Source organism: Paenibacillus sp. FSL W8-0194, assembly GCF_037969745.1.
GTDB classification, from domain to species: domain Bacteria; phylum Bacillota; class Bacilli; order Paenibacillales; family Paenibacillaceae; genus Paenibacillus_AQ; species Paenibacillus_AQ cookii.
The window spans coordinates 5,747,060-5,762,061 of sequence record NZ_CP150205.1; the positions used below are offsets into that span (position 1 = coordinate 5,747,060).

Below are 15,002 nucleotides of genomic sequence, written 5' to 3' on the forward strand. Positions count from 1 at the left end.
CGGACAAACAAAACGGCCCCCGTCCCGTGAGGCTTTGGACGAAGGCCCGTTTGAATCATCTATATATTGGCTACACGATGGTTTGCAGTTCGCTGTTCAGGCCCAGCGCCCGCGTGGTCGATTCATGAATTTCGCGGATCAGTTCAGGGTTATCCACCAGCGACAATCCGTAGGAAGGGATCATTTCCTTGATTTTCGGCTGCCATGCTTTGAGCTGATCCGGGAAGCATTTTTCGATGACCTCAAGCATGACGGAAACGGCGGTAGATGCACCCGGAGAGGCGCCAAGCAATGCGGCGATCGATCCATCGGCGGCGCTGACTACCTCCGTACCGAACTGAAGCGTGCCTTTGCCGCCATCGACCGTATCTTTGATGACCTGTACGCGTTGGCCCGCCACCAGCAGGTCCCAATCTTCGCTTTTGGCGTTCGGGATGAACTCCCGCAGCTCTTCCATCCGTTTTTCTTTCGACAACAACACTTGCTGGATCAGGTATTTGGTCAACGACAGGTTTTTGGCGCCTGCCGCGAGCATCGTTAAGATGTTGTTCGGTTTGACCGAGCCGATCAAATCGAACATGGAACCCGTCTTCAGGAACTTCGGCGAAAACCCTGCAAACGGTCCGAAAAGAAGCGATTTTTTATGATCGATGAATCTCGTGTCCAGATGCGGCACGGACATCGGAGGCGCGCCGACCTTGGCTTTGCCGTACACTTTGGCATGGTGCTGCGCGACGACCTCCGGATTGTTGCACACCATGAACAGGCCGCTGATCGGGAAGCCGCCGATATGTTTTCCTTCCGGAATGCCCGATTTTTGAAGCAAAGGAAGGCTTCCTCCCCCGCCGCCGATAAAAACGAATTTGGCCTTATAGCGTTCGACTTCGCCGCGGTCGTTTCGCACTTTCAGTTCCCACTTGCCGTCTCCGGCGCGTTTAATATCGTCAACGTGATGTTTGTAACGGATTTCCACGTCTTTCCTTTTCAAATGGTCGAACAGCATGCGCGTTAAAGCGCCAAAGTTCACGTCCGTTCCGGAGTCCATTTTGGTCGCCGCCATCGGTTCGTTCGATGCCCGTTCCTTCATGATCAGCGGAATCCATTCCATCAACTTTTTCGGATTATCCGAGTATTGCATGCCCTGGAACAACGGATTTTTGGACATGGCTTCAAAGCGCTTTTTCAAAAACGCTACGTTTTGCTCCCCTTGCACCAGACTCATATGAGGCAACGGCATGATAAAATCTTGCGGATTGCGGATCAGCTTGCTGTTCACCAGATAGGACCAGAACTGCATGGAGACCTGAAACTGCTCGTTTACTTTTATGGCTTTGCTAATATCTATAGATCCGTCCGGTTTTTCGGTCGTGTAGTTCAGCTCGCACAGCGCGGCGTGCCCCGTTCCCGCATTATTCCATTCGTTGGAGCTTTCTTCTCCCGGGCTGGCCAGCTTCTCGAACACCTTAATGTCCCAGTACGGCACTAATTCCTTCAGCAATGTTCCCAAAGTCGCACTCATGATTCCGGCACCAATTAAAATAACGTCTGTTTCGGTTTGTCTGTTGCTCATGTTTACCGCCCTTATACGCTAATATTTGGAGAAAAGATGTAGGCGCTCTCACGGCAAGTCAGAGTGCGACCTGGTCAACACCTTTTCTGGATGAATGATTACCTGCTCCTAGTATATCACTATTTTATAGACTATTAAATGATTGTTATATGCCATTTACAACCCGATTACACGGAAGAAGCGGGAAACGAGGCACAAAACCTTGGGAAAACACAAAAAACCAACGCTATAATCCGGCGTTCCGGTGAATAATAGCCTGGTTTTAAGCCAAAAATATCCATAATGCCTATTGGTATACAAAGGAGTTGAAATCCATGAGGCTTTTCTTGCTGTTGTTGATGGGGACGCTCGTTTTTTCATCGCCCGCCATCGCTTTAGCGGCTTCCGAAGAGGTGCCCAAAGACGCAAAAAGAGCGATGCACAGACTAAAAAAAGAAAGCGGCGATACGCTCACGGTCCATTGGGATCCAAATGCCAACACTCCCTCCTTGCTTGCGGGAAACTTGTCAAAACCGTCGAAACATTCGCCCCAGTGGATCGCCTATGAGTTTTTGAATCATAACAAGGCCGTCTACGGCTTGAGCAACGCAAGAACCGACATGAAGGCGACCGAAGTCAACCGGCTTTCCGACGATACGATCCAAGTCAGGCTGCAACACCTTCTCTATAAAACGCCGGTCTGGAACGACGGGCTGGTTGTTCAAATGAATGAACGGGGCGTCATTCTGCGCGTCGAGGGCAGAATCTATCGCGATCTGAAGAAAAGGACGCTGAACCGCCCCATGCACCCCTCATTTTCCGAAACAAAAGCCGTCGAACTCGCCTTGGCAGCCTCCAATATGGACAAAGCCAAGTTGGGAGGGTTTTCGGTCGAGAGGTATTATCATCCTTCGATCCCGGGTACGCCTCTGATTTATGCGGTGAATTTGCGAAGCGCGGATCCGGACGAGCCCAAGCAACAAATTTTGATTCACGCCCTTAGCAAGCGGATCATCGAACAAAAGACAATAAGAGAAAAGGGAGAGCCTTAGAGGCGCTCCCTTTTTCGAAGAGATATCCGACCTGCAACTAAACCAAGTAACGAAAGTAAACGTAGATGCTGGATAAGACGATCGAAAGCAGCATTAAAGGAAAACCGTACTTCAAAAATTGCACGAACCGGATCGGATGGCCTTCTTTCCCCGACATCCCGGCCACAATGAGGTTGGCGCTGGCGCCAATAAGCGATCCGTTGCCCCCCAAACATGCTCCAAGCGCAAGGCTCCACCAAAGCGGCTCCAAATTGCTGACGCCCATATGGCCCATCTCCTGGATCATCGGAATCATCGTGGCTACGAACGGGATGTTGTCCAGAAAAGCCGATGCAATCGCGCTCAGCCATAAAATCAGCATGGACGTCGTTACCAGGTCCCCTCCGGTCAGTTCGATGGCTTGCTCGGCCAATTTGGCGATCACGCCCGTTTCAATAAGGCCGGACACCAGCACGAACAAACCGACGAAGAAAAAGATCGTCGTCCATTCTACCTTGGCGAATGCTTCTTCCATCATGTGTTCTCCGGTAAGCAGCAGCAGCAGGAAGGCCCCCGCCAATGCGACGGTCGCCGATTCCAGATGCAGCAGCTGATGGGTAAAGAACCCAAGGATCGTCAATCCCAAAACGATCAGGCACTTCCGCAAAAGCCCGCGATCGGTAATCAGCTCGCTTTCGTCCATCTCCATGATGGTTTGTTTCAATTCGTTTGTCGTCTGAATTTTTTTGCGGAACAGGAAAATAAAAATCGGGATATACACGGCCATGACAAGGGCAGCAATCGGCGCCAGATTGACGATGAAATCCATAAAGGACAACTCTTTCACGGCGCTCCCGATCATAATGTTCGGAGGATCGCCAATCAAGGTGGCGGTACCCCCTGCATTTGAGGCAATGATTTGCGTTATGAGAAATGGTACGGGATTGACGCGCAGCTGTTTGGTAATGCTGAACGTCACCGGCACCATAAGCAGAACGGTCGTCACGTTATCCAAAAAGGCCGATCCCACCGCCGTAATCAGCGCCAATGCGATCAGAATCCGGACAGGCTCCCCTTTCGCCTTTTTGGCGGCAACGACGGCAATGTACTTAAACAGTCCCGTTTCAGCCGTCACCCCTACGATAATCATCATGCCGACAAGCAGACCCAGTGTATTGAAGTCAATGTGATGCAGGGCCGTTTCTTGGTCAACGATGCCCAAGACGACCATTAACGTTCCGCCAATCATCGCGACGATGGTACGGTGGATCTTCTCCGCAATGATAAACCCGTAAATGACGAGAAAAATGCCGATTGCCAAAATTGCCTGGTTTTCCATAAACCCCTCCCGAAAGTGTTGTTTTCTTCAATATTCCCCAACATGTGGATTGTCATGAAAGAAACCTTCGGCAGGCCAAAAAAAGGCAAAAAGGAGCCTACCGATGGCAGGCTCCTCCGATAATCCGTATGAAGTTGATTATAGCTATTATAACAATCCCTCCAATAGGTGTAAAGGTATCCGATGCATGACCTGAATCCGGACTGGAAACCCGTGGCTTGTATGCCGATTCATCTGTAACTTCAATACCCTTTAGGGCGTTATGTATCAAAGGGAGTAAAAAGGAAAAGGAGGATGATTATAATTTTTAAGTACAAAAAAGTCACATATTCGTTATTTGCCGCTGCGATCCTCCTGATGTTGGCGCTCAGCGCCGCATGGCTGACCCAAGGGACGGAAAGCAAGGAAAGCACCGGCCAGGGTACGGGTTCCAGAACAATCTCCAAAATCGAGCCCTCCCTGTTAAAGATAAACCGACTGAATGACGACTTGTATAAGTGGTTTCACAGCCTCGATCGGGCCCGGAAGTTTGCCGGATTTGATTTTAAAGTTCCGGATTACCTCCCGGCAGGTTACCAACTTCAAAATGTGGATTTGTATAAGTCATTTTCGAATGCCGACAGGTCAGATCTCTTAGATGCGGTCTCCATCCGATTCGTTTCCCAATTCGGCGGCAAAAACGAACAAAAGATCGAAATGCTGGCGGTCAAAGGGAACGGCCATATGTGGGAGCACGGTTTGCTGTGGGGAGCTCCTAGCACCCAACAAACGACAACGACACTTCCTTTCATTCAAAAGGCGGTTACGGCCGGCCATGTCAAAGGCACGTTATTCTCGAAGACGCAGAGCTCCGATCGTAAGCCGGGAGGATCCAGAAGCTTCGTCTGGCAGGATGGAGGCGTCACGTATGCAATCAACTATTACAGCGAAAACGATGCCTCAAAGGAACGGAGGCTGTTACGAGGCGGAATCCTCACGAATAAAGAGCTTGCGAAAGTCGTTCAATCCTTTGTATTTCCGGAGCAGACCCGGCACGTTCGCTACGATGGCGAGGGGAACTCCTTTCCCCTGTACGACGAGACGGATTTGAACGCAGCCAAAAAGATCCTGGGCATACCGTTGAAGTTCCCGACGGACTTGCCGGATACGCAGTTTACGCTGAGCAATTCGATTTTGTTGAGGACGAAGGATCACAATACCGGGTACGCGTTCAGGCAGTCGGCGGATGCGCTGTGGAACACCTATAGCCCGCCGTACGATTCGACCATTTACGATCTCAACGACGAACTGTGGTTTTACCAGAGCAAAGCGCCTCTTTTTAATCCGGCCAAACTGTCGTATCTTCGCAAGCTGCAGATCAATGGCGTGGAAATTACCGCTTATGCCGACAACCATCACGTCTATTTTGGGTCTCGTCATTCCGAACCGTCGGAATTAAAAAGCCAAACCATATATATGTGGAAGCAAGACGATGTCTATTATGCTTCGTTGTTTTTAGGCCAAGAGCAATACCAGGAAACAAACCTGGAGGCTCTGATACTCGCTCCCTACCAAAATTAAAAATCGGATCATCTCACGCCCGAAAATCAGCTCCGCTCCCTGAAAAGCGGCATCCTTGCAGATCAGCTGCTGAAAGAAGGGCAAGCCGTACCGCAAAACGGACATCGAAACTTCGCCCCTGAACTTCGCTTATCTGGAGTAGATCTTTGCCGCACAAAAACAACCTTTGCCGGCCGTGCAGGGCAGCAAAGGTTGTTTTGGGTTCACCCCCAAATCAACTTGGGTGTTGATGTAACTTATGGCTTCACCTCATACAACGATGAATCCATCCCCCGAATAAACGGGGTCCATTCTCCCGTTGCGAAAAGCAAAAGCCGATGCATGGCACGCGTACACGCCGTATAAAAAAGCTTGCGCTCGCTTTCCCGATGATAAGTTTCCGAAGAGGCGTCATAAATGAGCACTGCGTCGAATTCAACGCCCTTGGCAAGGTAGACGGGAAGAATCAAAGTCCCCTTCTCAAAGGTAGGCGTGTTTTTCGTAATGAGCTTGATCCCCTCGGAGCCATGCTGCATCAAGAGGTTATAAGCTTCCTCGCTTTCGGCCGCTGTTTTCGTGATGACGCCGATGGAAGTCAAACCTTCCGCCCGCAGCGCGTCAAGCTGCCCGGCAATTTGCTCCGCCCGCTTTTCCTTGCTCTCCGCCTTAGAGAGAAGCGGTTTTCTGCCGCTTCGTTCAAACGGCACGATCTCTTGGGCGTTCGGCAGCAGCGACTTCGAGAATTCCACGATCTCCCGGGTAGACCGGTAGCTGCGAACCAGGCGGAACAAGCGCGTTTCGGTTGCTCCGTATAGCCGGGTAAGCGGCGAATCTCCGCCGTACAGCTCCGTCGCTTGAGCAAAGATCGCCTGGCCGAAGTCGCCGAGAACCGTCATGCGGGCGCGGGGGAACAATCTTTTGAGGAACTCATATTGAAACATCGAATAATCCTGGCCCTCGTCGACGAAGACATGCCGGACTTCCGTATTCGTGCGGACGCCTTCGATTAACTCTTTTAAATACAGGTACGGCGTGGCATCTTCATAAAACAGTTCGCTGCGGCTTAGCTTTTCCCGGGTCTGCTCGCAGATTTCCGGCCAAAACGGGGGGGCTTCCGCTCCGCCCGTCATCTTTTTGAATGCATCTTCATTTTCGAACAACTGGGCGTAGAGTCCGGCCATATCGATGAACAACATCCGCTTCACGCTTCGTCTCAGCGGCTTAAACTGCTCCTTGACGATCATCCGCCGCAGCAGCTGCTCCTCCCGATCGGCATAGTCGAAATCGCCTTCATCCGGCCTGCGCTCGCCTTGCAGCCTTTCGCGCATTTCCTCATATTGCTCGGCAAAATCGAAAACGCCCCTGTCTTTGTGCAGCTGCCGATACGCTTCGGCGTATTGGTCCTTGTCGAGATAATCCAGCTCCTCCTGCACCCATAGCGCCTCCCGCTCTTTTCTCTCCAGCGCGGCCAGTTCGCCCAACAGCCACTCCTGCAGCATGGCCATGCGGTAGGTGATGCGGATGGAAGGATCATAGCCGTAAAACTTGGACTCCATTTGCTCCGCCGTGATCAAATCGCGGTCCCGAAAGCGAATGCTTTGGAATCGCATGCCCTCGCGCTCCAACCACCGCGCGTAATTTTGAAGGGCTTGCAGGAATGCTTCGGACGCCTTATAACGAATCCCGCTTAGCCGGGCCCCGTACCCTTGCGCGGACGGCTCCGTCAGCACGTATTCGATCTGATCGAACGGATCCTCCAACCGGAACGTCCTGCCAAGCCAGTAATCCAAATATTCCTGGAAGGTCGTTTGCTGCATGTTTTCTTCGCCAAGCTCGGGAAGAACGGTCGAGACGTAGCTGTTAAACATCGGATTCGGCGAAAACAACACAATTTGGTCGGCCTTCAGCCGCTCCCGGTGTTTATACAGCAAGTACGCGACCCGCTGCAGCGCCGCCGAGGTTTTCCCGCTTCCGGCCGCCCCTTGCACGATAAGCATCCGGCTTTTATCCTCGCGGATAATGGCGTTTTGCTCTTTTTGGATCGTCGCGACGATGCTTTTCATCTGGTTGTCCGCGCCTTTTCCGAGCACTTGCTGCAGCAATTCGTCGCCGATCGTCAAGCTGGTGTCGAACACGTTGTGCAATTGCCCCTCGCGGATCTGATACTGCCGTTTCAGCTTCATTTTGCCGGACACGTACCCGCCCGGCGTATCATAACCGGCTTCCCCCGGGGAGTAATCGTAGTACATGCTGGCGATCGGAGTGCGCCAATCGTAAACCAGAAACTCCATGCCGTCCGAATCGACGAAAGACGCGACGCCGATATAGACCTTTTCGGTAAAACCCAGGCCGTCTTCGTGGAAATCGATCCGTCCAAAGTAAGGGGATGACAGCAGCCGCTTCATGTTTTTCCATTGCTGCACGCGCTGCCGGTGGCTTCGCTCCCGCTCGGACAATATCGCCTCTTGCTGGCGGATGCTGTAGAAGGTTTCTTCGAAATCCTCATCCGTGCTCGTGTTGACGGTAACTTCCTCCCAAAATTGTTTGCGGATGTCCGTCACCTGACCATGCAGACCGGCCACCTCCGGCTCCAGTTCGGCGATTCTTGCCTGCAGTTTTTCCGTGACCATGTCCAGCCGCTCTTGCTCTTGCTTCCAATCCTCTGCGTTGATCAATTTCCAGCACACTCCTTCGCTCGATTTTGAAGAAAAAGAAGGTTTGACAGACTGCCATGTCCTGTGGTAAGATTAAAGTGTAAATAAGATGGGATTACTATGATGTTTGCAAAGAATGTTGACAGTTCTTTCATCATATCATAGTGTTTCTTTGTGTGCAACTTCATTTAGTCATAAGATAAACCCGGCAGAACCTGCCGGGTTTTTTTGGGTTTTTGCCATATACTACTCACCGACGCGGGGCACAGGGCCTCGATGTTGAATGTTCGTCTCAGGGCATGAAGCGGCAGCCCTTTCCTCCCACTTCTCCCGCAATGCTTTCAAATCCTCGACAAAGAACTTTAGCAAATTGGGCCTTCTTCTTACTGCCAGTGGATGGTAGGTGAAGCCGATCGGGATCCCCTCAAACTCATGCCAGCTTCCCCGCAGCTCTTTGACGGTGGCATTTTCCTTCTGCGGAAATAATCCTTCGGCCACAACATTGCCAAAACCGAACAGGACGAGCGGCTGCTTCTGAACAAGCTGCGACTGCAGATGCGGAAGGCACGCCGCTCGGGTGGCAGGCTTATCGTAAGCGCGGACCGGCCGGCGTTTCAGCAAATAGGTCACGTAAACCGAGTGGATATCCATGCCCGCTTCCCTCATGCCGAGTTGAAGGGTTTCCCGGGTACCGCACAAAAACGGATTGCCTTCCCGGTCCTCCCGCGCCCCCGGATTATCCAGGATCATCACGAGCGAGGCCTGCGGATTGCCTTCCCCCCAGATGATGCGGGTCCGCTGTTTGAACAACTCGCAACGTTCGCAATGCTGCATACCTTCGGGCGCATGCTCTTCGGGCAGGATGATGCAGGGATGATTCGTTTCCGCCGTCATGCAGTACCTTCCCTCCTCTTTATATGTCATGATTCCATTATGCCCGGCTAAACCCGAAAAAACAGACCCCAAACCCAAAAAACGGTACCTGTTCACCGCAGGATGGTTTTCGATAGAATGAAGTCACTCCCGGTTGTAAGCGTTTTCCGATTCGCTCGTTAGCCGGGAATCCATTATGTTCAAGGGGGGTATTTATGAAGCGATCTTATGCTGCGAAAAGGCTGTTCAGGAGTAAGGCATGGAACTTGTTTTTGGCAGTCCTCCTGCTGACCGGGGCCGGACTATGGCCAACTTCGCAGGCTCAAGCTGCCGAAACGGCCGGAACCACCATTTCCTCGATGACGTACTTCTCGGCGGCAGACGGGCCTGTCATCACGAAATCGGGGGTCGGCCAGGCCAGCTATGGTTTTGTGATGCCGATTTTTAACGGAGGAGCCGCCACTTGGAATGACGTGGCCCAGGATTTGGGCGTCAAGGTAAAAGTCAACGGCAGCTGGGTCGATATCGACAGCGTCGGCAGCTTTGTCTATAACCAGAATTGGGGTCACTGGAACGACGGCGGCTTTACCGGCTATTGGTTCACCCTCTCCGCAACAACGGACATTCAGCTGTACTCCAAAGCAAACGGGGTTACGCTGGATTACAGGCTTGTGTTTCAAAACATCAACAAAACCACCATCACGGCGATGACCCCGACGCAAGGGCCGCAAATTACGGCGGGTTTTACGGGCGGTGCCGGCTTTACCTATCCGATATTCAACAACGATCCGGCCATTACCTATGAAGCGGTAGCGGATGATTTGAAGGTGTACGTGAAGCCGGTAAACGGCAGCGAATGGATCGATATCGACAACAATGCGGCCAGCGGCTGGATCTATGATCAAAACTTCGGCCAATTCACCGATGGCGGCGGCGGATACTGGTTTAACGTCACCGAATCGATCAATGTCAAACTGCAATCCAAAACCTCTTCGGCCAACCTCGTGTACACCATTACTTTTAATGAACCCGCAAGAAATTCTTATCTCCTTACGCCTTATGAAGGAACGACCTTTACTGCGGACGCGAACGGCGCCATCGGCATCCCGCTGCCCAAGATTGACGGAAGCGCCCCGATCGCCAAGGAGCTTGGCAATTTCGTTTACCAGATCAACATCAACGGACAGTGGGTGGATCTGGCTGATTCGAGCCGGAGCGGATTCGCATATTCGGCGAACGGCTACAACAACATGTCCGCAGCCAATCAGTGGGGATATTGGGCAGACCATATCTACGGCCTGTGGTTTCAGCCGATCCAAGAGAATATGCAGATCCGTATCGGCTATCCATTAAATGGTCAGGCAGGTGGGAACGTGGGCAACAACTTCGTCAACTATACTTTGATCGGCAATCCGGATGCTCCCCGCCCGGATGTCACCGGACAGGAGGATATTCCGATCGGAACGCCAAGCGACCCGGCCATCGAAGGCATGAACCTTATCTGGCAGGATGAGTTTAACGGAACGGCGCTGGATCGCAGCAAGTGGAACTACGAAACAGGGTATTATCTCAATGACGATCCCAATACCTGGGGTTGGGGCAATTCGGAGCTGCAGCACTATACCGATAGTACGCAAAATGTTTTCGTGCAGGACGGAAAGCTAAATATCAGAGCCTTGAACGAGCCAAAATCGTTCCCGCAGGATCCCAATCGGTATGCGCAATACTCCTCCGGCAAAATCAATACCAAAGATCATTTTTCCTTCAAGTACGGCAGAGTCGACTTCCGCGCCAAGCTGCCCACCGGCAACGGCATCTGGCCGGCACTCTGGATGCTTCCGCAGGATAATGTCTACGGGACATGGGCGTCCTCCGGGGAAATCGACGTCATGGAAGCTAGAGGGCGCTTGCCCGGCGCGACGAGCGGAGCCATCCACTTCGGCGGGCAATGGCCGGCGAACCGGCATCTTTCCGGCGAATACCACTTCCCTGCAGGGCAAACCTTCGCCAATGACTACCATGTCTATTCGGTCGTCTGGGAAGAGGACAACATCAAATGGTACGTGGACGGCAAGTTCTTCTTTAAAGCGACCCGGGATCAATGGGATTCCGCAGCGGCGCCGAACAATCCGAACGCTCCTTTCGACCAGCCGTTCTACCTCATTATGAACCTGGCGATCGGCGGGGCCTTTGACGGGGGCCGGACCCCGGATCCGTCGGATATCCCTGCCACGATGCAGGTGGACTATGTACGGGTGTACAAAGCAGGCCAGGGCGGGCAAAATCCAGGAAACGTACCCGTTACCGGCGTTACGGTGAATCCGAGCACGGCGCAGGTGGAAGTCGGGCAAAGCGTCCAGTTGAACGCCAATGTAGCACCGTCCAATGCAACGAATAAGCAGGTCACGTGGTCGGTTGCGGGCGGCAGTACCGCATCCGTAAGTCCGAGCGGTCTCGTGACCGGGCTCGCTCCGGGTACGACAACCGTCACGGCGACAACAGCCGACGGCAATAAAACCGCCAGTGCCACCATCACCGTTGTGCCTCCTCCTTCCACCGTCATCGTCATCGGCGATGGGGTGAAGGGGCTGAAGAAAATCGGCGATGACCTGCTGTTCTATGTGAACGGCGCCACCTTTGCCGACTTGCACTATAAGGTCAACAACGGCGTGCAGTTGAACGTTGCCATGACCCCGACGGGGAACGGCAACTACACCTACTCCGTCCGCAACCTGAAGCAAGGGGATAAGGTCGAATATTTCTTTACCTATAATCCGGGGCAGGGGGCGCTGGACACCCCATGGCAGACGTATGTTCACGGGATAACTCAAGGAACGCCGGAATAATCCCGAGCGCATCATATGGCTTCAAATAAACCAGTTGCGTGCCAGGCATGCAAGAAAGCATAAAAAATCAGGGCGCCTTCCAACACGAAGGGCCCTGATTTATCTATTGGCTGTTTAAATTCCTACTTCCAAATCTCTTCCGCAATCTCCTTAATAAAAGCAAGCTTGCGCCACTGCTCTTCCTCGGTCAGATGGTTGCCTTCTTCGGTGGAAGCAAACCCGCATTGCGGGCTTAGGCAAATCCGGTTCAGATCGACGTATTGCGTCGCTTCTTCGATCCGCTTCAAAATATCCTCCTTGCTCTCAAGCTCGCCGAACTTGGATGAGAACAGCCCCAACACGACCTGTTGATGGTCCTTCAGGAATCGAAGCGGCTTAAAATCGCCTGCACGATCGGTATCAAACTCCAAATAGAAGCCGGAGTAGTCATCGATGCCGAGAAGCGTCTGGGCGATCGGCTCGTAACCCCCGCCTACGCCAGCATAAGTTGAAACATAATTCCCGCGGCATACATGCGTCGTGACAACGAGATCATCCGGGAGACCGGATACCACTTCCCCGTTCAATTTCGCAAATTCGTTCGCATATTCGGCGACATCCATGCCTGCCTGCTTCATGAATGCCATGAATTGCTCGTCGCACAGCGCTCCCCACGTGCAATCGTCGAATTGAAGGCTGCGGCAGCCGGCTTCATAAAAATCAAGAATCGCCGCTTTGTACGCTTTGGCAATGTCCGAAACCAGCTCTTCCCGATTCGGGTAGACAGCCTTCGTGCTTTCCTGATTTTCTGCCCGGTCCAGCTCGAACAGGAACTGCGCGGCCGCAGGAATCGATTGACGGGCCACGACGTCGTCGCCTGCCGCCTCTTTTAAAAATGCAAAGTGCGAAACAAACGGATGGCCGCTGTAACGGATTTTGCCGGTCAGGCGGGCGGTTTCGGGCCTCGACTCGGCGCCGTTGAATTGATAACCCTGATCAATGATGGTTCGTTCTACGCCGTCCAAGCCCCAAAAGAAGTCCAGATGCCACCAGGAGCGTCGGAATTCGCCGTCGGTTACCGCTTGAAGGCCCACCTCTTTTTGTTTTCGCACGAGCTTGACGATTTCGGCGTCCTCGACTTCCTTCAGCTGCCCGGCTGTCATTTCGCCGCTCTGGAATTTCAATCTGGCCTCTTTTAGCGCCTTGGGCCGCAGAAAGCTGCCGACGATATCATATCGAAACGGAGAAACGGTTCGCTTTTTAGGTTCGGTTTGAGTGGTCATCTGATTTATCTCCTCGGAAAAAAATATTAAAAATACTATAGCATACACCATTGGTTATATCGTTCTACCAAAAGGTTATAGCACGTTATAGTTATTAGCTATAGCGAAATGGCTGTCCCTTTGAATTGTAAAAACCTTCAAGTTCCCGTATCCTTATTCTTGTTACGAGTCCTCTGACATCATGTACCAAGAAACGGAGACTGCACGTGCAATGAAATCATCGATATTAACCCGTCCTTTCTATTTCCTGTGGACCACCCAGACGGCTGCAAACGCCGCGGATGTGCTCTATATTATGGCGCTTACCGTCCTCGTATTGAACCAGACCGACTCGATCGTGTCGGCGGCGTTTATGCCGCTCATGCGCAGCGGCGCCCAAATGCTGAGCGGCCTGATCGCGCCGCTGCTGCTGAACCGCTTCAAACTGCCCGCATTATTGCTTTTTTCGCAGACGGGCCAGTTTCTGCTGTTCGTAGGTTTGGCTGTCTACCTGCGGCTCAGCGGAAACGATGCGCTGTTTGCTCTTGTCTTTGCTTTGGTTTTTGCCATGTCCTTCCTGGACGGATGGACGGTTCCCGCCCGCAACGCGCTCGTACCGCGGCTCGTTGCCCAGGAGCAGGGCCTGCTCAAAGCAAACAGCCTGATCAGCGTCAGCGACCAGGTGGTGCAGTTTGCGGGCTGGGGACTGAGCGGCGTTATCGTTGCTTTGCTGGGACCCGGCCCCACGCTGCTGTTGACGGCCGTCATCTACGGGCTGGCGGCGGCTTTTACGCTCGGGGTCAAGGAGCCGGCAGAAGCCCAGCCTGTACAGCAGCAGATCGACGTTGCGCCTGAGGGCAGCCACGACAACCCGGGGGCACCATCTACCGGATGGCACACCCTGACCGAAGGCTGGAAAATGATTTGGCGGATGCCGAACCTGCGGCTGCTGACCTTTATGGACATGATCGACATGCTGGGCGGCTCGGTATGGGTCGGCGCCTTTACGCTGGCATTCGTTCAAACTGCGCTTGGGCAAGGCGAAGAGTGGTGGGGGTTCATTAATGCGGCGTATTTTGCGGGGTCGGTTGGCGGCGGGTTGGTTGTCCTGGCCCTAGCGCGGGCCATCGGCAGCCGCTTCCTGGCCGCCATGCTGGTCGGCATGGCCGGATACGGCATCCTGGCCGCTGTTTATGCGATTAACACCCATCCCTTTTTGGCGCTTATTCTCGTGCTGCTGATGGGACCGTTCGCCGAGCTATCGGTCATCAACCGGCGCACCTTGATCCAGCGAAGCGTGGACAAGGGGATGCTGCCCAAAGTGCTGTCGGCTCAAGCTTCCCTGCTGAACCTGATCTTCTGCATTTCGCTGCTGGCCATGGCCGCCCTCGCCGAAAAGTTCGGCATCGTGAACCTGTACCTGTTCGCGGCCGGCCTTACCTTGCTGGCGATGGGGGTTGGCTTGATCGGCCGCCGGGCTTTCCATGCCGTGACAACAACCAGTCCTGATGTCATAAGCGAGTAACTTCACCAACCAGCTCCATGCTTAACCAGCAGGATAAGCCGCTTCGCTTATCCTGCTTTTTTCATACGGCCAAAACATAAATGGACATATCCAGGCCGCCGTGCCGCCCATCCACTTCATTTTCCAGCAACCAGTCCTTTTCACCCGATAAAACCTCCTGTACCGGCGGCATGTTCGTTGAGCGAATCATCGATGTGCGTTACATCCATGGCGCCTGGATGGTAGAGGACATCAGCTACCTTCTTGCATCTCCGTAAAAAAGGGGCGCGCTCCGCAAGCAAAGCCGCCGTCCTCGGCAGGCGCGATCCTGAATTAGGAAGAAAAAAACAACCATTGACGACTTTCCATGTCATCAATGGTTGTTTTGGTTGTATTACTGATCGATCAAACGGGTCACCTCGGCAT

At 53.0% G+C, this 15,002-nt stretch carries 9 protein-coding genes; 4 read left to right on the forward strand and 5 right to left on the reverse strand.

What is annotated here, in order from left to right; genetic code table 11:
- Nucleotides 1–70: 70 nt before the first annotated feature.
- The gene (locus MKY58_RS26550) at nucleotides 71–1,570 is read right to left on the reverse strand and encodes a malate:quinone oxidoreductase (protein WP_339322738.1); all 1,500 of its coding nucleotides are present in this window, start codon (nucleotides 1,568–1,570) and stop codon (nucleotides 71–73) included.
- A gap of 314 nt (nucleotides 1,571–1,884) precedes the next feature.
- Here MKY58_RS26550 and MKY58_RS26555 point away from each other — a divergent pair, with 314 nt between their 5' ends.
- The gene (locus MKY58_RS26555) at nucleotides 1,885–2,601 is read left to right on the forward strand and encodes a hypothetical protein (RefSeq protein ID WP_339322739.1); all 717 of its coding nucleotides are present in this window, start codon (nucleotides 1,885–1,887) and stop codon (nucleotides 2,599–2,601) included.
- Nucleotides 2,602–2,638: 37 nt separating this feature from the next.
- Here the strand turns inward: MKY58_RS26555 and MKY58_RS26560 are convergent, their stop codons facing one another.
- Nucleotides 2,639–3,919 (reverse strand): ArsB/NhaD family transporter, encoded by a 1,281-nt coding sequence (locus MKY58_RS26560; protein WP_339322740.1) that lies wholly within the window; start codon nucleotides 3,917–3,919, stop codon nucleotides 2,639–2,641.
- A 294-nt stretch (nucleotides 3,920–4,213) separates the two neighbouring features.
- Between MKY58_RS26560 and MKY58_RS26565 the strand changes: the two genes are divergently transcribed.
- Nucleotides 4,214–5,479: a peptidase M56 gene (locus MKY58_RS26565; protein WP_339322741.1), complete on the forward strand. Its 1,266-nt coding sequence runs from the start codon at nucleotides 4,214–4,216 to the stop codon at nucleotides 5,477–5,479.
- Nucleotides 5,480–5,715: 236 nt separating this feature from the next.
- On the opposite strand, the gene helD is transcribed toward MKY58_RS26565, so the two are convergent.
- Entirely contained in the window at nucleotides 5,716–8,130 is a 2,415-nt protein-coding gene (helD, locus tag MKY58_RS26570; protein WP_339325253.1) for an RNA polymerase recycling motor HelD, read from the reverse strand.
- A gap of 228 nt (nucleotides 8,131–8,358) precedes the next feature.
- Complete coding sequence (locus MKY58_RS26575) at nucleotides 8,359–9,006, reverse strand: uracil-DNA glycosylase (protein ID WP_339322742.1); 648 nt, start codon at nucleotides 9,004–9,006, stop codon at nucleotides 8,359–8,361.
- A gap of 194 nt (nucleotides 9,007–9,200) precedes the next feature.
- Here MKY58_RS26575 and MKY58_RS26580 point away from each other — a divergent pair, with 194 nt between their 5' ends.
- Nucleotides 9,201–11,831: a family 16 glycosylhydrolase gene (locus MKY58_RS26580; protein WP_339322743.1), complete on the forward strand. Its 2,631-nt coding sequence runs from the start codon at nucleotides 9,201–9,203 to the stop codon at nucleotides 11,829–11,831.
- 122 nt (nucleotides 11,832–11,953) lie between these two features.
- Here the strand turns inward: MKY58_RS26580 and MKY58_RS26585 are convergent, their stop codons facing one another.
- A complete protein-coding gene (locus MKY58_RS26585) occupies nucleotides 11,954–13,093 on the reverse strand; it encodes a 5-methyltetrahydropteroyltriglutamate--homocysteine S-methyltransferase (protein ID WP_339322744.1) in 1,140 nt (379 codons plus the stop codon).
- A 211-nt stretch (nucleotides 13,094–13,304) separates the two neighbouring features.
- On the opposite strand from MKY58_RS26585, the gene MKY58_RS26590 reads away from it, so the two are divergent.
- Nucleotides 13,305–14,597, forward strand: coding sequence for an MFS transporter (locus tag MKY58_RS26590; RefSeq protein WP_339322745.1), 1,293 nt, complete (start codon nucleotides 13,305–13,307; stop codon nucleotides 14,595–14,597).
- Nucleotides 14,598–15,002: the final 405 nt, after the last annotated feature.

Excerpts from the sequence above, each read along its gene's own strand:
- MKY58_RS26590 (WP_339322745.1), top strand. The coding sequence starts at position 13,305 with ATGAAATCATCGATATTAACCCGTCCTTTCTATTTCCTGTGGACCACC.
- MKY58_RS26575 (WP_339322742.1), bottom strand. The coding sequence starts at position 9,006 with ATGACGGCGGAAACGAATCATCCCTGCATCATCCTGCCCGAAGAGCAT.
- MKY58_RS26560 (WP_339322740.1), bottom strand. The coding sequence starts at position 3,919 with ATGGAAAACCAGGCAATTTTGGCAATCGGCATTTTTCTCGTCATTTAC.
- MKY58_RS26555 (WP_339322739.1), top strand. The coding sequence starts at position 1,885 with ATGAGGCTTTTCTTGCTGTTGTTGATGGGGACGCTCGTTTTTTCATCG.
- MKY58_RS26580 (WP_339322743.1), top strand. The coding sequence starts at position 9,201 with ATGAAGCGATCTTATGCTGCGAAAAGGCTGTTCAGGAGTAAGGCATGG.
- MKY58_RS26565 (WP_339322741.1), top strand. The coding sequence starts at position 4,214 with ATGATTATAATTTTTAAGTACAAAAAAGTCACATATTCGTTATTTGCC.
- MKY58_RS26585 (WP_339322744.1), bottom strand. The coding sequence starts at position 13,093 with ATGACCACTCAAACCGAACCTAAAAAGCGAACCGTTTCTCCGTTTCGA.
- MKY58_RS26550 (WP_339322738.1), bottom strand. The coding sequence starts at position 1,570 with ATGAGCAACAGACAAACCGAAACAGACGTTATTTTAATTGGTGCCGGA.